Here is a 21,508-nt window from a genome sequence, read left to right on the forward strand (position 1 = left end):
AGGGAGGTGACATCCAAAACAGTTCCTCCCATGCCAGCCAATCATATTTACCTTATAAGGGTCACCTTTTTAACAATACTCTTACCCGTCGTAGAAATTTTTACAAAATATATACCCGAGGGTAACAGCACACCTGAATCATTTCTACCATTCCATCTGAGAGCGTAGCTACCCGGAGAGAATCTATTATCAATTAATTTACGCACAACTCTACCCGTTATATCATAAACAATTATGTTAACTCTATCTTCTTTTCTCAATTCAAAAGCTATATTTGCAGAGGGATTGAATGGATTTGGGTAAATTGAATTCAAAGTGAAAGCTTCAGCAACAGCATTATCGTCAGAATCGATTGAAAATGGAGTCCAGAGATCAGGAGCTTCTTCTACAGGTAGATCACTATCCTTCCATTGTATAACGGGGAAGGAATAAGTATCTGGCCAGACAACTGTATCTTCAGCAACAGCTACTGGTCTAATATATTGGCAATAAGCTCTACCAAGAGTGAATCCTCCTCCATTTTCTATAACTCCACTCTCGCTTGAATATTGTATATGAAAACTCACTTCAAATGTAGTAGGTGGTTCAAGATGCATAGTTCCCGAATATATTAGATCACCATCTGTATCGTTGAGCTGTATTCTTGAACCGTATATAGATAAACCCTGAGTTAACGGCATGAGACAACCTGTAAATGTTACCCATACGGTATCTGTCCCAGGTCTAAACAGGGGATTGGCAGGATTTGTTTCTTCACTGGTTGCCGGTGTCATGTCTACATTGAAGGTTATATCAATAGGTTCCTTAATTACACCTTCAGGCGGTAAACCGTTAAAGAAATTATATTCAAAGTCATAATCACCTGGGACGCTTTGATCTACGTCAGAGGTATAAGTATAATACCTGTTGCCTGTCCCTGTAACAGCGGGTTCTTCCCAATATTGAAGTAAATCTAATCCAGGAATATAATTTTCACTTTCAGGATCGATTCTTGATGAATCCCATAGAATGACATATTTATATTCAAGTTCTGCACCAGGTGCCTTTTTAAAATCAGACTGACCAACAAAATATCTTAAAATTGGGTTATAAGTCATTCTTATAGCGTTGTCTATATTCCATCCACGTGCACCATCAATAACTATACTATCAATTGATCTATCAAAAAATCCAAGCATCTCCAGAGCTTTTATATTTAACTTCCAGGTAACAGTTGCCTCTACCAGATTTCCACCTGAGGGTGGAGTATCATTAAAATAGACCCAATGTATCGTGGTGTCATTTAAACTGCTAAAAGTAAACCACCTATCGGATATACTTTCCCATATCTCACCACTACCAGATTTCAGGACGACAAATTTATAACTCTGTGTTGTTGACCCAGGAGTAATGTCACTTACAGGTATGTAGGCAACTCCAGAATAGAACGATCCATTTAAAATGCTGCCTTCCTCACGGAATAGTTCAATATCCGTATCCCAATCTCCACCATTTGTGTCTATAGGAGCACCTCCCCGAACTACCACTCTGTCATTTTCAGGATCAAATTCTTCAGTTTCTATAAGTGCTGCTACATTGACTCTGAAATAAACAGCTACAGTATCTTCTTTTTCTATATATGGCCTCCAGAATTGATCCCGTGTTTGCTCGGTACCATTATAAAACTGCACTTTTAAAACGGTATCTTGGTCTCCAGAGATAAAAATCCTGTTTCCACCACCATCAACCGGGTCAACGGGTGTTAGAGGACCTTCCCAACCATTCCAGAAAAACGTACCTGTTGAATTATCAAAACCTGTCCAGAATTTATACTTAAGAGTATCGTCGGGATTCATCTGGAAAGTAGCTATCCAATAATCCCCACCAATATTTTCCATTTGAATACCTTCACCAGGACTCCATGAAATTTGTGGATTCGTAGGTCCAGTACATTCTCCCAAAATCCATGCTACGTGATTTTCCGACAAAGTGTCAAGGTTCGTTGAAGTATTTAAAATCATTGTTACATTAATGGTCTGGGCATCGAGCCCTGAAAAAATAAAGATCATAGTAATGCCCAGAACCATCATCACCTTTAAGTTAAACTTTTCACTCATTCTAACGCCCTCCATTTACTACTTAATTAAAAATTCTATGGATAATCCCTCGACATCTGGTAAATGTTTCATATATTGGAATGAATATCCAATCTTTATCCCATATCGACTCAATCCAGTTAAATCTATATTTATTCCTACTGCCCTGCCCTTTTCACTATTCTCCAAAAATAATTCATTATTACCTGCACTCAAGTTTATGATACCATTGAACAAGTAAAATCCTATACCTACATTTAGATATTGGGAATTAAAATTTGGATTAACCCCTTCAATGGCAACCTGAAATCTGTTTGAACCAAATAAAATCTTTTGCCATGAAATACCTATCTTCATCGTCGTTGGTAAGTCAAAATAATCCGTCTTTAACTCTGCCACGATATTATCATTGTTACCCTCAATTGTCGGTGCTACATCAACAAATGTATTGAGGTCTTCCCCTGTGATTCTCATTGCTGTACCAATATTTGTAATACTTACACCGAGTATTATCCCATCAAATGGTGTCTCAAACAACGTGCCTAAATCAATTGCTATATTTGAGGCAGAACAATTATATATCCTTTCACTAATATATTTGATATTCGCACCAATGGAAAATCTATCAGTCAGTCTCATCGCATAAGCGAATCCAGCTGAAGAAAAGGTAGCAGAATAGGTTTCACCAGTTCCCCATTGGTTATTATAAGTTGTAATCTCGATATCTCCGGATCTCAACACTGTTCCATTCAAACCTATAACTCCATAACGTCCAAGAGGTACAATCGCACTTGCATAACTAAAATCAAGAATAGATAACCATGGGGAATGGTAGAAATAAAGAGACTTACTACTAAAATTGGCTATACTTCCTGGATTCCAGTATATTGCTGAGCCATCGTCAGCAACAGAAACAAATGCTCCTCCCATCGATATAGCCCGTGTACCCACTGGTATATTTAAGAATGCAGCAGATACTGTTCCTATCTTTTTTACCTCTACCGAAAATATACTCTGTACACAAAGCGCTGTGATAATAAATAATGTTAGGATTCTACCTTTTATCATTTCATACCCATCTTATTTTATTATAGCAAACTTCCCAACTTTTTGACCTATTCCTGGAGCATCAATATGATAAATATATAACCCATATGATACATCAAGATTCTCCATACTGGTCAGATCCCAGATTTCCGTTCCATTATCAACTGTGGAATTGTGTTTTATTACATCTACCAATGTACCATCTACGCTATAAATCCTGATTGTACAAACGGGAGGTAACTTAATAAAATGTATTTCACGTGGTCCTCTCCCACTTCTGTAGGTATTCTTTGGTTCCCATGGCACTGTCGCAACATAAGGATTCGGCACTACTCTAATACTATCGAGCGTTCTTTTAGCTAACTCTTTGGATAATGATGGCCCCTTAACACTGAATCTATAAACATCATATGATAAAAACGGTTTTTTCAGATAGATATTCAAAGTATCGCCAGGCCGTGGATTTCTCTTATTAGCTTTCGGCACAAGGAAAAATTGCCAGGTATAAACTAGATCGCCCGATATACTCTTTTCTAAGAATAATATTATATCGGTCTCATCAGGATCGCGTGGGTTTACAGACAATCTACCATCCGATCCATCTAGTTCTGCAAAGGCAAATTCAATATCCTCACCTGTTGTTATGTTTATAATTTTAAAATTAACATCAACGGCTGGTAGAGGTATTCCAACTATGGTTGTATCCTTCGAAGTTGAAATACCAGGCTCACCAATGATTATTCGGTAATCATATGGCATTTTTACTCCCTTAATTCCCGGGAAATTTACAGGGGCAAAATCATAGCCATATATATCATCGCTACTCCATCCTGACTTTTCCAGATCTATTTCAATATTAGATTCATTTATAAAGGATAATTTTAATCCATCAAAAATCGGAATATCAGAATCGTTACCATACAAAACCCAATCATCAATTCTTTTTTCACCCTCAGATATATCTGTTACAGAGAAACTTTTAGTAATTGTCCTTGTCCCTTTCTTCTCAACAATTGTAGTATCGGTAAATGTTAACTCATATATATGCCCTTCTCTTAATGCTGAATTATCTACAATGTCAATATTAATTATTCCCGTTGCACTTCCTCTTACATGTTCAAAATAATCAATTTCTGGCGGTATATATCCAGCTGCCTTTGACGTAGGCGTAACCACTGCCACATTTATACCGGTTCTAATATTGCCCTGTAAATCGATATCTACGCTAACAGGTGTCTCTGTGGGAGTTATATTTAGGGGTGCATACCCAAAGTCATAAGCTGTTACAGCGTAAAAATACCTCTGTCCATTCACAACACCGGAATCAACGTATGAATGCCTAAGTCCGGTATCATCCCCCAGATAAAAATGTATACCATTAAATCCAACCGGATCAAATCCTGTTATACCATCTTTTAAATCAAATTGTGCTATAGGTTTTAAAAGTTTTGGAGTACCAAATCCATCAGTTATCTTTCTTGCATCAAGAAATGAGGGATCAGTTGCTCTATATATTCTATAGCCTTCAAAATCCCTCCCGGGACCACCAATGGACTCAATGTAATTATCTATTGAATACTCGGCTGCATCATCCCAGTAAAGCATTACTTTTCCATCACCTGGAACAGCTTTCAGAGTTACCTGTATTGGTGCTTTTGCAAATTGATAATCAGCATCATAAGCTTTCTTAGCATTCACAAGTTTATCTATAACAGCATTAATATCTTCATCCTTCGTCTGTCCACCACCCGCAATTGCAATAGCAATGGCTATTCTTTGTCTCTGGCCTGGATCCATCGGGAAAAATCCTGAAGATATAAAGGTGTCATATTCACCTGTTGGTCTTGGTAAATCAAAATGACCCGGTACCATAAAATAATCCCATAAATATCTATCCGGTGTTGTATTCAGAGAAATATCGCCCACTGGAATCTGAACAGCAGATGTCAGACCAATAAGGTCCGTTTCAGAAACATCGGTTTTATCTATATTGGGCTCCCCTGGCAATTCTGTACCAGCACCAGAGGACGCTATCCCATCTCCTTCCCCAGGATCTCCAGTTCCCTTTACACCATCCAGTCCAACATCATCGTTAGAGACATCCCAATCCCTGTCATTATCGAAACCATCATCTCTAGATTCATCTATCATTGGAGCTACAGTTTCATAAGTGGCAGGGGTATTTTTCCCGGCAACCACAAAACCTCTTTTAATAGTATCACCCACATTGAAGTAAAGATAGTTTATGTATCTAACAGGACTTTCTGTACCCGATATCTCGTCATACCTCCACCTGTGAAGTGAATATCTTTCATCAATCAATCCATCAAGATCATCGTCAAGACCGTTTGCAACTGTGTCTTCTTCAAGTGTTATCCCTTCTGCTGGTAAGTAATATACTTTTCCAAGGCTTTTTACAGTGCCACCACCTTCAGGGTAAGTTGTTATTATACGAGAAAAATCAGTTGAATCTATCAGAACAATTTTATCACCAGGTTTTAGACTCCGGGGGAGAAAATCGTTATCAGCGAAATGAGGTGAAACAACTTCTGGGTCACCATTAATCATTGAAAGTAATTCCGGATGTTGATCCGAGTCACCATCATTATCTATTCCATCAACCTCATTACCAGGTGTCTCTAAAAACCTTATTCCCGCTACACCGACAGGATCACCACCAAATGCATCCATTCCTACCCGATCGGCATCGGTCAAAAATGCTATATCTGACTGGATGTCTACAAACGGTTGATCATCAGTCCCATCTCCGCCAACATAATCAGCCAGAAATATTAAAAAAGAAGTTTTAGGGATCCTCTTGGTACCATCATTCTTTATATCATGGATAAAAAATACCACATCATTTATTAATACCTGAGTCCATGCTAAAGCACGTACATCAACCAGTATACCGAGACCCCTTCTTGTCAGGTCAGTTGTATCGGGATAATATTGATATCTATCATAACGGTCATCAGAGCAACGGTAAAACAATTCTTGATCAGCATTAAAAACATTTTTCCCAAAGTAGCCATTCCATGATCCAATCCAGCCTGGATCAACTTTATCATCCCATTTATCCCTCCATCCTCCAATGGAAGCAGGTGGCCAGGTCTCAGGGTCATCACTTTTTGCTACTCTTAGCGGATCCAAATTCGGGTTTAAAAAACCTGGTACAGGTTCAAATGTCCAAGTCCTACCATCAGGGCTCGTCCTCCAGGCAAAAACGTCAACAATGTTTATAGTATCGTTGTTTGCATCAACGACTTCACCTCCAACCCATATTCCAACAATCGAGATATAAATTCTTCCGGTATTCTTTGGCCATTCGTAATTTACTGATTCCGGTACTTCACGTGTGCACCACTATATCCTGAATTAAATACTGAAGCTCTAATATTATTTCCATCTATGTTCGAATACGCTCTCAGGTTAGGATCTCCTCTTTGATCCGATGGGATATGTTGTCTAATCTGGGAAAAAATTATCACTGGCAAAAGCAAGAATATTATTATCTTTTTCATCTATTTCCCCATCACAAACTTTATTACTTTAATAATAGAATTTAACTCCAAATTGAACCCTCCTTGGTTCTGAATAAAAATCAGGTCTTATAAACCAAGTAGGATCAGACTCAATAGCTTGATTTTGATAAACCGTATAATTTGGTTTTCCAGAATCAGCCCATACCTGAAGAGGATTTTTAGCATCAAATAGGTTGAATACCTGTAAAAATACTTCAATATTGAAAATTTTTAAGTCGATCATTCTGTATGCATGTAGATCAAAAATTATCCTGAATGGTTTCCGTCTGATATTTGTTGAAAGACCTGGTATAACATTCTGCCCTGTGAGCGTGCCAGAGACTATTTCTGGCGTATACGGCTGTCCAGAGAAAAAGTTAGAAGATATACTTACACCATAATCTCTGGCTCCATAAAAAATATTCCAATTCAAGGAATGTCTTTGATCCCAATCCAGATATGCAAGTTGTTTCTTTGGTTCAGCTCCCTGTGTAATCGCTAGATATTCATCTTCCGGACTGGAATTTGTTCCTTTCGCTATTTGAAAAGTATAGTTAACGTTAAAACCGAAATTACCTATAACTTTATGGTTCAAATTTACGGAGAGCCCTTTCACAAAGGCAAAATCCTTATTAATTCGTTTAGAGTAGGATACGCCAGCTGAATAGGTTGGTATGGGAGGACTGGTCGAAACCCAATCACGAATGTCTCTATAATAACCGGTAATATCCAGTACAAGATTTCTATAAATTTCCTGCCTGAGTCCTATTTCGTACATCGTCGTTTTCTGCGGATTAAGATCAGGGTTTCCAAAAGGTCCCGCTATACCCTGCCCCTCACTTAGTTTCATCTCATCGTTATAATATAGCTGGAAGAAATCAGGGATCTGTTCAAAAATACCATATGAAAAATGTATAACCCCTTTATCCGTAATAGGATAAGCGATACCAAAACGTGGGCTTAAGAGTCTCTTTGGTTTAACCTTCCTATACCAGAATTTTTCTCGTTCCCCTATTGTGTATTTATTATCTTCAACCTGTTCAGAAAGATCTATAACATCATCACCATTCAAATCTTTGTATATATGTTCCAGCCTGAGCGGATTGTATATATTTGGATCCTTTGGATCCACAGGAATTCTTCCATTGGAATTAAAGTACTCATACCTTAATCCAATATTAATAACCATAAATTCATATTCTATCTTGTCCTGTATATAAGCCGCTATCCTATCTGGACTCCTGTCCAGAATTATTCTATTCGGATTTGACTTTTCCGGTATCTCAGGAATAAATGGTTCAATTTGAACTCCATTTTCATCAGTCGCAGGGATAAGTGTATACTCATCAAGATTTATAAAATCTTTCTGAAATTCAAATCCAAATTTCAATTGATGTCTGGTAGTTATCTGGCTTGTAATATCGCATTTGATTATGTACGATTCCGTTTTTCTTGTTGATCTGAATAAATCTGTTCCAGCTTTAAAAAACTCATAAGCTCCTGCTGTTAACGAATCGGGATGAACGTATAGAGAATCATAAGGATCATCATACAGCATGGATTTATTTTCATCGACTTTATATGAAAAAATTAAGTCCATAAAAGACTTTGAAGAAAAAAGGTATGTCAGTTTGGAAATTGTTGTAAATCCAAATCCTTTTGTTCCTCTTAGTCCTTTTGGATTTAATCTGTATTGATGATTATACCATCTGCTTTTATACTTATTTCCAATAAAATCAACCTTATAAACTACTGATTTCCCAATTTTCCATTCTATTGCCCCATGACCACTAAATCTATCCTGTGGATTCATGGCAACAGGGCTGCTATCACCCTTCGCATGTATACCAAGAGAATCATCTATTACCACCCTTCCCTGAGGTAAATAGGCATATACACCATAAAGCCATCCCTCATTATGGAGATTTCTTAAATTGAGATAGAAAGTCATTTTATTCCTAATAATAGGTCCGCTCAGGCTTAGCTGGACATTATTTATAGAAAAGGGATTAATTTTGCTTATATTATAAAATATCTCATCTTTATTACTTACATAATCTCCGGCATAAATTTCAACCTTTCCCTCATATTCATTACTACCACCTTTTGTAACAATATTCACTATTCCACCCATGGCATTTCCGTATTCGGCATTAAATGCTCCACTTATTACCTGTAATTCTTTCACAGATTCATTTTCCACTATAACAGTCTGTCCTCTATTATAATCATCAGTAACATTTACACCATTAACAAAATAAGCTACCTCTGACGATCGTCCACCACGTATATGTATGTTTCCACCAGCATCCCTAACAATCCCCGGCTGTAAATCAAGTATTCTTCCGATATCGTTTGCAGGTATCCTAGATATATCATCAGATTGAATTCGAACTTCAGATGAGGTCAGATCTTTTCTTACCATAGGCTGCATACCAATCACATAAACCTTTTCACCCTCAACAATGCCCGGTTCTAGATTAAAGTTAACTTCAGTCGTCAAATCCGTATATACTCTCACATTTTGCATGACAGCTCTTTTGTATCCGATGAAAGAGACTGAAACATTATATATTCCTGGAGGTACTCTTAAAATGATGTATCTACCCTCGTTATCTGTTGCGGCACCCAGATCTGTGCCATCGACTATTACATTTGCACCTGGCAGAGGTTTACCTGTCTCAGCGTCTCTGACAAAACCAGAAATTTTACCCCAGGTTTGTGCATTTAAACTTCCAATAAATGATGATATCAAAAATATTACTATAAAAATTTTGATAAAACTGGAAGCCTTATCGTTAAAACACATTTTCCACCACTTAGTTAATATTTATCTTTTTTAATCTCTCCCAATTGATTATCAGTTCTATGTCAGATTTTAGCAATGTTAAGTAATTTCTAATTACCCTTTCCTTCCAGAAGGGCATCATGGTTTTATAAACCAAGTCTCTAACATCTTTAAAATTTGCTTCTTTTACAGGAATTTTATCATTACACCTGAAAAAGTAATATTTTCCCTGTATTGAAAAAGGTCCAACCCATTCTCCTTTATTTAAAGAAAATAAAGTATCAGCAAACTTTCCAAGATCATTATATCTAAAAATACCAATATAACCTCCATTGACACCACTAACTCTATCCTCGGAATACTTTTTTGCTAATTCTTCAAAATCTCCCCCAGATTCAAGCATATTTTTAACTATATTTGCAGAAACCCTATCTACTAAAGTTATTTTAGAAAGAGATATAGCAGGTGGTTTTATAAAAAGTTCCTTATTTCTTTTATAAAAAACCTTTAACGTATCTTCGGGTATTGGATTAGATACAAGTAAATGATCCTTCATCCTTTCTAATAGATAGTTTTCAACCCGCTCTTTCACCATATTACGATATATCTTTGTATTATCAATTTTCAATCTAATAGCTTCCTTTATTAAAAACTCACGTATAATTAATCCGTTAATAAACTCCATGAGATTCTCTTTTGTCTTAATCCATCTTTTCTGTTTATCCCCGATACTACCCACCCTTTCAAAAAACCACCTGATATCGCGTTTTCCAAGTTTACTCCAAAGTAGTGTTAGCCGCTTTTCTTCATGAGAGAGTTTATTTTCCCAGGCAATAAGAGGGTATTCTGATGTAAGGGGCTTTCTATTTTCAAAATTACCATTGAGTGCCACACTTCTTATAAGATTATATAAAAAATCCAGTGCTCTGGTGTTGTATTTGATGTTTAGAACCAGAAGTAATGAATCAGAGTAAATCCTTAGCATCATCCTTTTTTTTCTAAATAACAGATAATTATAAATCTTGTTTCGACTCTTATTATACATATTCTCAGTTAAAAGTGGATTTGTAATTCTATCCTCAACTTTTATGATACTGTAACCGATAGCGGTTTTAACAGGTCCTGTTACCTTTCCAATTTCAGAGTTAAATGCAGCATCTTCGAACCACGGATCCATCTCACCTATGGAAAAATAACCTAAATCGCCACCATTAGATTTTAAAACAGGATCATTAAAAGTCTGTCGGGCAATTTCTTCAAAGCTTGATTTGCCGCTTATTATTAACTCATACAATGAATCTGCTTCTTTCAAGGAAGGGGTAAATATATGACGTGCTCTAATTCTCGTATTTATTCTCACAAAAAAATCTTTCAATTCTTCTTCAGAAATCTTTATTCCCGGAAAGATATATTTTTTCATATACAGGTCCACCAGTGTTTGTTCTTCAATCTTCTTAATCTCAATCTTACTTAATGAGTCTGAATTCAACCCGATCCTTTTAGATTCTTCTATAAGTATTAATTCATCTATCATTCTGTTCAACAAAGACCTACGTAATTCAAAATTATCAGATACTGAAAGATTAAATAAAATGTCTTTGTATCTTTTCACAAACTGGTCTATAGTGATAAAATTCTTATCTATTTTTTCTATCTTTGCTAAATACTCTTTTTTACTACCACAAGTTGAGACTAAAATGGTTATTAGAACAAATATGATAATTGATAAAATTCTCATTTTTCCCACGATTATTTCTTATAAATAAAATTAATAAAAATCTAACCATTTACCGTTATGCTACCGTTTGCACACATTTTATAATACACACTATTCGATTAATAAATTCGATGTCCACTTTTATTCAACACCATCAAACAAAAATACTAAATAATCGTTTTAGAATAACTTATTAAAATAATAAATACATAAAAAATTGAAATGACTGAAAACTTATCAAAATATTATATCTTAGTCTTTTGATATACATCTGCAACTATTCACAAATAATACTATCAACTCTATCTTATAAAAATATCAATACTTCGGAAGAACCACTTACAGTTATTGCTACTTTTACTGTCTTACTATTTTTATCGTAGCTGAATTCGACTTCATTATTGTTCACGAGAACTTTATCTGGTTTTTTCCATACTCTCACAATTAATGACAGACTAACAGATAAATTTGGTAGCGAAATTTGAATTTTATCTATATAACTTTCCATCGATAACTTTTTTTGGTTATCGTTATCAAAATAATCAACATATACAAAAGAACTTTTACCTTTTTTAGAAGGAACAGCAACTATTTCCAGATATTTACCCTCTTTTGACCATCTAATTGAATTCCCGAGGTAAATATTCCCTCTTGGAAAAATTGAATTCTCTCTAATGAAAACAGGAATCTCGTTAAGTGGAACGATAAAGCTGTATCTGGTATTCCCATCATATTCTTTACTTAAATCATAGCTATACCATTTACCTTCCGGTAAATAAACTTTTCTGTATCCATCCTTATTTAAAACAGGGGCGACCAGAAATACGTTTCCGAACATATATTCATCCCAGATATTTGTGCAAGTAGAGTCATCAGAGAAAACATAATTTAACGGTTTCATCATTACACCATTATCATAAGAAGTATTCACCTGTGAATAAATATATGGAATTAACTCCAATCTCATATTACACAGAGATCTGAATATATCCTGCAATCTCTTTGAATATTTCCATGGCGGTCTATCCTCGCCTCTACCTCCAGCACCATCGATCTTTATTTCAAAAAGTCCACTCCAAGCTCCAAACTGTAACCACCTTACATATAATTCTTCAGGAATTCTACCCTCACCAAGATAACCCCCAACATCGCTACCCCAAACAGGAAACCCCATATAACTGCATCTTACAGCGTTTGCAAGATTGGAAGCCAGTCCATCCCAGTTACTTCTGACATCACCTCCCCAGACAGCGCTCAAATATGGCTGTACACGATGAAAAGCAGCTCTGGCAAAAATAAAATGATCTTTACCCAGATATTCCTGTGCAATCTCATGCTGGACTTTTGAATATAAATACAAATATTTATTTCTTCTTTCCTGCTCATGTGTTCTATCAAACCATGGTTCACTCACAGGGAAATACTGCTCGCCTCTATCCATTTTATGTCCAGATACACCATATTTGTACTGATTATCATATAACCTCCTCTTATATTCAGTCACAGCAGCTGGATTTGATAAGTCGAAATAACCAAAGAAATTCGGGAATAGTCCAGGGAATGAGGTATCACCAAATGTTGTAGTCGCCACCCATGTCATTAATCTTATGTTATATTTATTCCTTAGCTTAGCTATCCAATTCCCCGGATCGGCAAATTTATCATTAAAATCCATCTTCGACCACCCATTAGCACCATTACTGTATGGTCTATCCACCCACCATGCAGTTATAGGAATTTTCATATCAGTAAACTTATCAACATCTCTAAGTATTTCATTTGCCCCACCTTTATTTTCATCCCTCCATACAACTGGTCCACAAGCCCAAATCGGCACATACTTTGGTTTGCCAATGATATTATAATAAGAATTATGTATTTTATATCCTTCTGGACCATAGAAGACATACCAATCAAGTTTACCAGTCTCATGGAATATCTTTGTCTCTCCCTCGATTCCCATGAAATATTTACCTTTTGCAAAGCTATCAAAAAATGAACCATAACCCTTACTGCTCATAAAAAATGCTGACCAGACTGAAGCATAATTTTCATAATATTTATTTCTGTTGCCACCTGCTTCGATATCAACAACTGTTCCTCGCAAATCAGCAAATTTCCTATTATCAGGATACAGAATCTCTATCAAACCATAGTAATGTTCACCAAAATCCACTAATTTGATTGTTATTGTAGTTGCCCAATCTGGATTTGAATAAAAATGTAAACCTCCTTTAATCCTATTTGTCAGTATTGTAGCGACAGGTGGTTCATCATTGCTTTCCATTAACCTGAAGTCGGAGTAAATGGGATAAGTACATTGGATCTGAAATGTACTATCTGATAAACTGTCTAGTGTAACTTCAACTGGATCAGCGAAATTAAAACTAAAAGATTTGATCACTATAAGCAATCCACTTTTAGTATAGATTTTCAAATTTTTTTCTATCAGACTTACATGGAATTCATCATCACTCCAGGTATTATTTGCCATTAATGGTGTTAATACAATAAGAAAAATTAATAAGAGAAAATTACTTAAATGGAATTTTTTCATTACGCATCGCCCCAACTTTGTCCTTTATTTATAGGCTTATCGATTGAGAATGGCTACCCCGTCTTTTCTTATCTCAATGGGTATTACACTATAATTCCCAAAACATTTACCTATGAAATTTTTATACTCTTTAACAGCTTCAATAGGTATATACACCTGAATTGTACCGGCAAATCCACCGCCATGTATTCTGCAAGCCCCTACCCCAATTCTATTTAAAAAAGCCTCTGTCAAGCACAGAGCAATTGAAATTGGTTGCTCCTCCGGTTTATAGTCAAGATAACAGTTCTGTAAATATTTGAATGAAGAATTACCAGACTGATTAATCAATTCTAAATATTCGTCAAATCTATCGTTTTCAAGAGCTTCTACCATCCTGTCAACTCTATCATTTTCCTGTAGATAATGTAAACTCCTTAAGATCGCCCTGTCACCTGTTACTTTTCTGATCCCATTTATATTTTCAATTATATCGTCAATCCTTACATCTCTCATACTTGTTTTATTAAAATAATTTGCAACATTCGTCATTTCTGATGGAATTAATGCGTATTCCTTACTCAAATCAGCATGTGTCCCACCGGTATCGATAAGTAATAGTTCATATCCCTTATTTTTAAAATTATAATTTATACTTTTTACAATCGGTTTTTCTATTTCTTTAAAGTCAATATTTATTATACCACCTATAGCAATTGTTAGCTGATCCATTAGTCCACACGGTTTCCCAAAATAATTATTCTCAGCATATTTTCCTATTATAGCAATTGTTGATTTATCAACTTTTCCATAATTGTATAGAATGTTTAAAATTTCTCCAATTAAAACCTCAAATGCGGCAGAAGTGCTTAGTCCAGTCCCTGATGGAATATTTGATGAGATATACGCTTTAAAACCTCTTGTATTATATCCATAATCCAAAAATCTTTTTACTATTCCCCTTATCAACGCAGTTGAAGTCTCTTTTTCACTTTCATTAAATTGTGTTTGATCAATCCTAACAATAAAAGGTTCATCATACATCTCTGAATAGACTATAATCTCATTATCATCCGTCTTTTTTACAAAAGCAATAATATCAAGATTTATGGTTCCAGCAATCACTTTCCCATTATTATGATCAGTATGATTACCTCCAAGCTCTGTTCTCCCTGGAGAGGAAAATACATAGTCAGGATTTAAATCAAAGGTATCTTTAAACTTACGATATAAAAGTTCATATCTCTTTATTGAATCATTTTGATTTTCATATAGATTCTCAAACTTAATTTTATCTACAAGATCAAATATATTACCCTTCATATCAATACCATCTTCTAATTTTTATACCACAGGTAAGCTCCAATTTATCCCTTGGACTTAAAATTTGAAGTCCCATATCATTATTAAATGCATCTATATTACAGGTCATTGGTTCAACGGCAATCGATTGACGATCTAAAGAAGTAAATATCTGTATATAATTATATCTTCCCTTACCAGCATCCTGCCATATCTCAAGAGATATATTATTTTTCTTATCAATTAATCTGGTCTCCGCCTTTTCCAGACCACTATTCATAATTTCAAATGTAGAATCCATCCTTAGATTCCCAATTGGATTTGGGTCAGCAAACAAATCAAAATTCTTTCTTCTTCCAGTAGGAATTTTCATCTCGTCAAGTTCATGTATAATAACAGGGGGTAAACTTAGATATAAATCATCAATTTTTGAAGGAAGTCTCAGGTAGGGATGCCACCCAACTCCAATAGGTATTTTTTCACACGATAAATTCTCAACACTTATTACACACTCAAAATTTCCATGACATAGTAATTTATATATTATATTTGCCTTGAAAGGAAAGGGATATCCCTCAAGATCACCATTATAATAACATTCAAAGCAGGCTTCTATTTCATCATCCCTATTTTCAATATAAGAAAGATCAAAGGGTTTATTATAAACAAAACCATGTATCGCATTATCTCTTGCCTTTTCATCAACTTGAAGTCGATACTCCCTCCCATTGTAATTATAAATGCCATTTCGTATTCGATTAGGAAAAGGAATTAATACAGCACTCCTAAAATTTCCCCCCTTTTTAATATCCTTTGTGGATTTAAAACTTTCAATAACTGATACTAACCTATCATCAATTTTTAAATTAAGATCCATCAGGTTAGCACCATATTCAGGATAAACCAAAAAGTATTCGCCTGTAGAGCTATTCTCGACTTTTATACAATTTATGTCACTAACTTCCTTTCTGGTAATTTTAACGTTACCCATTTTCAATATTTTTCCTTATTTATTATTTTACCAGAATATGATGTATAAAAGAATAACAATAGCAATTACACTAAAACCAAGTATTTTAACAGTCGGTGTGGTTCTGGTATCAAAATCTTTACGTTCAGGCAGCTTAATAGGTTCTGGCAATGGTTTCATAAGAGTCATTACAGTCATAACTAAAATAATTAAAATAAATGTAATCGCCATTCTGTTCAAAAATGCGATAGGGTAAATCGTAATCCCAGCCTCTTCAAGGGAAGGTATTGTACCAAAGAAAATCAAAAGAAAACCGTAAATTATAGGATTTAAAATCAACGCTACCGTACCACACTGTCTGGGAGCTTTTTTTACAAGTAGTGCAAAAATAAAAGCTGCTAAAATTCCAGGCGAAATAAAACCCTGAAATTCCTGTATGTAAGTAAAGATTCCATGCAAACCAGGACTATCAAGAAGTGGTGCTATTAGACAACCAATTAATAAAAATGCTGCAGTTGTAAATCTTCCAACCCATACAAGCATCATATGAGAGGAGTCCTTCTTTATATATCTTTTGAAAATATCCATTGTAAATATTGTAGATGCAGAATTCAGCATAGAAGCAAGGGAACTAATAACTGCACCACTTATGGCAGCAAAAATATAACCTCTTATGCCACCGGGTATCAGGTTCCTTATTATCAATGGATATGCCGCATCAGTTGTAGAGCCGGGAGCTGTCAGTTGATCTTTAAATAACTGCCAAGCCATAATACCAGGAAATACTATTATAAATGGTGTTAATAGTTTGAGCGATGAGGCGAAAATGACGCCAAGCTGCCCCTCTCTCACACTTTTGGCAGCAAGTGTCCTTTGAGTAATAAATTGGTTGACACTCCAGTAATAAAAATTTGGAATCCACAAACCTATCACAAGAGCTGTCCACGGTAATACAGGATGATCAGATGGTAAAATCATATGCAATTTATCCGAGTTTGCCTCAAAAAAATTACCGAATCCACCCACAGTTTTTAGACCAAAAATTAACGTTATCAATCCACCAATTATAAGGCTTGATCCCAGAAACAAATCTGCCCACGCAACTGCTTTTAAACCACCCCAAAAAGTATATATTGCTGCCACAATACCAACGAGCCACACTGCTCTGGTTAGAGTTATTTCTATTCCCAGAAACTTACTTCCTGCAAACAATGTCTTTATTGTTAACGCTCCAGAATACAAGACTGAAGACACTAATACAAATACATAGATAATAACAGTGTAAGTTGCCATCAAATCTCTTGAGGTTTTTGAATAACGGTATTCAAGAAATTCAGGATAGGTATATATTCCTGTTCGTAAAAAAGTTGGCAAGAAAAAAATAGCAATTATAACCATTGTAATTGCCGCCATCCACTCATAGCTAGCAATTGCCAGTCCAGCCTCACCTGCACCCTGACCGGACATACCCACAAACTGCTCTGTAGATATATTAGCCGCAATCATAGATAACCCGATCAGTGGCCATATTAATCCTCTACCTGCTAAAAAGTATTCTTCCTCTGTCTTTTCTTTCCTACTTTTATACATACTATAAGCAACAACAACCAGGAAGAATAAAATGAAAATTAATGCATCAATAGCCGTAAACATATATATCCTCGTTTAAGTTGTATCTCTGATTATTAGATGAGTCTTTAGTGTAATCACTTTGGATTCAGCCCTATATGTCCCTTCATTAATCATTCTAATTAAAACTTCGGCAGCTGTTTTTCCCAGATTATAAGCGGGTTGATCTACAGTTGTCAAAGCAGGTTCGATCATTGCTGAAATAGGGTTATTGGAAAATCCAACAAAAGCTATATCACCAGGTATTCTATAACCCAATTTCTTCGCCTCCATGATGGCACCAATCGCTACAGGATCATTAACAGCAAATATCGCATCCAAATCAGGTACATTATTTATTAGAGTTATAAATCCACTTGCACCGTCGGTTTCATGCATACCACCATAAACAACCATCTTATCATCTACACTAATATTATAAGCTCTCATTGCTTCTCTATAGCCTTCAGCTCTTTTCTTTGATATAGATAAGAATTTTGGTCCTGCCAAATGACATATTCTTTTATAACCTGATTTTATCAAATATTCTACCGCTTTATATGCGGCTTCAAAATCATCGACAGCTACTTTTGGAACACTAACATCATCTATAACCCTATCAAAAAAGACAAAAGGAATTCCACTTTTAATAAGCATTTCGAAAGGCTTCCTATCCCTTGTTGTTTCAGAAATTGAAATCAACAACCCTGCTACCCTGGTTTCAACAAGAACATTTATATTTATCTCTTCTCTTCTATAATCCTCATTAGATTTAGTCACAATAATTGCAAAACCCTCACGATATGCAACTTCTTCAATACCACTAATCGCAGCAGAAAAAAAACGATGCTCTATCTCAGGCACTATAACCCCGATCAAATGGGTTCTTTTCATCTGTAGGCTTCTGGCAATTATATTCGGTTTATACTGTAGTTTATTTGCAAGTTCTTTTACCTTTCTTTTTGTCTCATCACTTATATAGGGATGATCTCTCAATGCTCGTGATACAGTCGATGGAGAAACCCCTAATTCTTTCGCTATATCCTTAATCGTTACTATCTTCTTCATTTCTTATTAACAAATTTCACATAAATATTAAATATATTAAATAAAACTATTAAATCAAAAATTATTATTTTTCCTTATAATGTTTAGTTGATAAACTTTTTAATCTTTTTGTGCTCTCTTCAGCCGTCAGATCTCTCTGTGGCTCACTTAGCATTTCATATCCCACCATAAATTTTTTAATTGTTGCAGATCGAAGTAGTGGAGGATAAAAATGCATATGAAAATGCCATTCTGGATATTCCATTGAATCAGTTGGACAATTATGCATACCTGCAGAATAGGGAAAAGGTATATTAAATAGATTGTCGTATTTTATAGTTATCAATTTTAATATCTCGGCAAAATGTAAGATCTCTTTATTATTAAATTCACCTATGCTGGGAATATGTCTTTTTGAAACAATCATAACCTCATATGGCCAGATAGCCCAAAAGGGTACAAGAACCACAAAACTATCATTTTCAACAACTATCCTTTGATCCAATTTCAACTCAGTCTCCAAATAATCACATAGTAAGCATCTCTTTTTGCCGTGGAAATATCCCCTTTGTCTCACAAGCTCTTTATAGGGTTCTACCGGTATTGAAGACTGTGCCCAAATCTGACCATGTGGGTGAGGATTACTACATCCCATAATCTCACCCTTATTCTCAAATATAGTTATATATTTTATTTCGGGGATTTCAGCTATTTCTTCATACTGTTTTTTCCATTCTTCCACCAAATTTATCAAATACTTTGAGTCAAGTTCAGGTAATGTTTTATTATGGAAATGAGAGAAACATACTACTCGGCACAAACCAATTTCACCTTTCGCAAACAATACTTCACTATGGCTAAATGAATCGATTCTTTTTTTATTCATTAATAGAGCGGGGAAGTCATTATCAAAAACAAACACACCTTTATAATCCGGATTGATTCTCCCGCCAGCTCTTTTATTTCCTGGACAGAGGTAACAATCCGGATCATATTCAGGAAGTTCTTCAGGAGGTGGTTGTTCTACCCTACCTACCCATGGTCTTTGTAGTCTGTGAGGAGATACGAGCACCCAATCTCCCGTTAATAGATTTAATCTTCTATGTGCCGATTGAAAAAACTCCATACTCATCTTAAATGACTCAGTGAACAAACGTTTGCAATTTATCCCTTCCGTAATATAAATGCAATTATTTTATATGTGATTAAACGGTTTTGATCCCGTTTTATCCTATGTATCGATAACCATTTCCGTCCCGATAAATCTCCCCCCGATTATCCAGTGTGTTATGCTATCTCTTTATTTCTAAAACAATTACCGACTTAGAAGGAACGTCAACAACCACAGTATTATTTTTTACTTTAAAATCTCTGAATACCGTTGGTTTAACATTATCAGGGTTATCAAAAGTATTATGAGAATTCATTTCCTTTGCAGTCAAAACTTTCCCGCTTACCTCTTTAACAGATTTAACTCCTCTCAGCTCTATCAAAAGCTCTTTTTTGTTTTTTGGATCTAAATTACATAATGTTATATGTATTAAACCATTATCATCTTTCGATGCCGAAGAATTCAGCGATGGTATTGATTTCCCATCATAGGTGTATTCTTCGCAACTTAATTCATTTAATAGCAATGTAGCATCCTGATGTACCTTATACATATCAAAAACATGGTAAGTGGGGGTGAGAATCATCTTATCCCCTTTTGTTAAAAATAGAGCCTGTAGTACATTTACAAGTTGTGCAATATTAGCCATTTTCACTCGTTCACAGTGATTATTAAAAATGTCTAAGTTTATCCCTGCTACAATTGCATCTCTGATTGTATTTTGTTGATATAGAAAGCTTGGATTTGTACCAGGTTCGACATTGTACCATGTTCCCCATTCATCTACCATCAAACCGATTCTTCTATCAGGATCATATCTATCCATTATTGCTGAATGACGTTTGATTATATCATCCATTCTCAGCGTTCTCTCCAGAATTCCAAACCAGTGATATTCAGTAAAATCAGTTGCTGACCCTTTATTTGACCAGCTTTCAAAAACTGTATAATAATGTAGTGAAACTGCTTGGATAGACTTTCGTGCTCTACCATCTCTCATTATGGTTTCCATCCAGTGGTAATTAGAAGAGTTTGGACCACATGCTATTCTAGTTATACCAACGCCATAGTCTCTGACGTATGTGGCGAATCTTTTCAGTAGGTCCACATAGTATTCGGCTGTCATATTTCCGCCGCATCCCCAATTTTCATTTCCAATACCCCAAAATTTAACATTCCATGGTTTTTCTCTCCCATTTTTTCTTCTAAGATTTGCCATGGGGCTATTGCCATCAAAATTTACATACTCAACCCAATCGGCAAGCTCCTTTACAGTACCACTACCCACATTGCCACTTATATATGCATCGCAACCGACTTCTTCACAAAAATTCAAAAACTCATGGGTTCCAAAATGATTGTCTTCAATAACCTCTCCCCAGAAAATATTTATCATTGGTGGCCTTAACTCTCTAGGGCCGATACCATCCATCCAATGATAGGTATCAGCAAAACACCCTCCAGGCCATCGTATCACAGGTGCTTTTATTTTTTTCAAAGCCTCTATAATATCCTTCCTTACTCCACCAATATTTGGAACATTACTACTCTCTCCTACCCATAGACCATCATAAATACATCTCCCCAGATGCTCAGCGAAATGTCCATAAATGTACCTGCTAATTTTGCCCTTTTCGATATCAACATTTACAATCAGCTTATTGGGATAATCCTTAGAATAAATAAGGATTGTATTAAATACTAAAATTAAACTTACGATAATAATTTTTTGCAAAATGATTTTCACTTCATTTTTTAAAGCCATAGTATCCTCCTATTCTTT

The 21,508-nt window shown here is 35.4% G+C and carries 13 protein-coding genes; all 13 read right to left on the reverse strand.

The window, feature by feature from the left end; all coding sequences use genetic code 11:
* Positions 1 to 47 precede the first annotated feature (47 nt).
* Positions 48 to 2,096, reverse strand: a complete 2,049-nt coding sequence (locus H0Z29_00710) for a T9SS type A sorting domain-containing protein (protein MBO8130018.1) — start codon at positions 2,094 to 2,096, stop codon at positions 48 to 50.
* Between the two features lie 18 nt (positions 2,097 to 2,114).
* Complete coding sequence (locus H0Z29_00715) at positions 2,115 to 3,143, reverse strand: PorV/PorQ family protein (GenBank protein ID MBO8130019.1); 1,029 nt, start codon at positions 3,141 to 3,143, stop codon at positions 2,115 to 2,117.
* A gap of 12 nt (positions 3,144 to 3,155) precedes the next feature.
* Positions 3,156 to 6,275, reverse strand: coding sequence for a hypothetical protein (locus tag H0Z29_00720; protein ID MBO8130020.1), 3,120 nt, complete (start codon positions 6,273 to 6,275; stop codon positions 3,156 to 3,158).
* A gap of 182 nt (positions 6,276 to 6,457) precedes the next feature.
* Positions 6,458 to 6,646, reverse strand: a complete 189-nt coding sequence (locus tag H0Z29_00725; GenBank protein ID MBO8130021.1) for a hypothetical protein — start codon at positions 6,644 to 6,646, stop codon at positions 6,458 to 6,460.
* Positions 6,647 to 6,674: 28 nt separating this feature from the next.
* The gene (locus tag H0Z29_00730; GenBank protein ID MBO8130022.1) at positions 6,675 to 9,455 is read right to left on the reverse strand and encodes a TonB-dependent receptor; all 2,781 of its coding nucleotides are present in this window, start codon (positions 9,453 to 9,455) and stop codon (positions 6,675 to 6,677) included.
* Between the two features lie 10 nt (positions 9,456 to 9,465).
* On the reverse strand, positions 9,466 to 11,172 hold the full coding sequence (locus H0Z29_00735) for a peptidylprolyl isomerase (protein ID MBO8130023.1): 1,707 nt from the start codon (positions 11,170 to 11,172) through the stop codon (positions 9,466 to 9,468).
* Positions 11,173 to 11,458: 286 nt separating this feature from the next.
* On the reverse strand, positions 11,459 to 13,708 hold the full coding sequence (locus H0Z29_00740; GenBank protein ID MBO8130024.1) for a glycoside hydrolase family 31 protein: 2,250 nt from the start codon (positions 13,706 to 13,708) through the stop codon (positions 11,459 to 11,461).
* A gap of 36 nt (positions 13,709 to 13,744) precedes the next feature.
* Positions 13,745 to 15,010: a galactokinase gene (locus tag H0Z29_00745; GenBank protein MBO8130025.1), complete on the reverse strand. Its 1,266-nt coding sequence runs from the start codon at positions 15,008 to 15,010 to the stop codon at positions 13,745 to 13,747.
* A 1-nt stretch (position 15,011) separates the two neighbouring features.
* Positions 15,012 to 15,980 (reverse strand): aldose 1-epimerase, encoded by a 969-nt coding sequence (locus H0Z29_00750; protein ID MBO8130026.1) that lies wholly within the window; start codon positions 15,978 to 15,980, stop codon positions 15,012 to 15,014.
* A gap of 27 nt (positions 15,981 to 16,007) precedes the next feature.
* Positions 16,008 to 17,612 carry a solute:sodium symporter family transporter gene (locus H0Z29_00755; GenBank protein ID MBO8130027.1) on the reverse strand — a complete coding sequence of 535 codons (1,605 nt, stop codon included), beginning with the start codon at positions 17,610 to 17,612 and terminating at the stop codon, positions 16,008 to 16,010.
* A 12-nt stretch (positions 17,613 to 17,624) separates the two neighbouring features.
* A complete protein-coding gene (locus H0Z29_00760; GenBank protein MBO8130028.1) occupies positions 17,625 to 18,635 on the reverse strand; it encodes a LacI family DNA-binding transcriptional regulator in 1,011 nt (336 codons plus the stop codon).
* Positions 18,636 to 18,699: 64 nt separating this feature from the next.
* Positions 18,700 to 19,746 (reverse strand): UDP-glucose--hexose-1-phosphate uridylyltransferase, encoded by a 1,047-nt coding sequence (locus H0Z29_00765; protein MBO8130029.1) that lies wholly within the window; start codon positions 19,744 to 19,746, stop codon positions 18,700 to 18,702.
* Positions 19,747 to 19,906: 160 nt separating this feature from the next.
* On the reverse strand, positions 19,907 to 21,490 hold the full coding sequence (locus tag H0Z29_00770) for an alpha-N-arabinofuranosidase (GenBank protein MBO8130030.1): 1,584 nt from the start codon (positions 21,488 to 21,490) through the stop codon (positions 19,907 to 19,909).
* Between the last annotated feature and the right edge of the window lie 18 nt (positions 21,491 to 21,508).

The sequence above is a fragment of the Candidatus Neomarinimicrobiota bacterium genome (assembly GCA_017656425.1).
GTDB lineage: Bacteria > Fidelibacterota > UBA2242 > UBA2242 > B5-G15 > JACDNV01.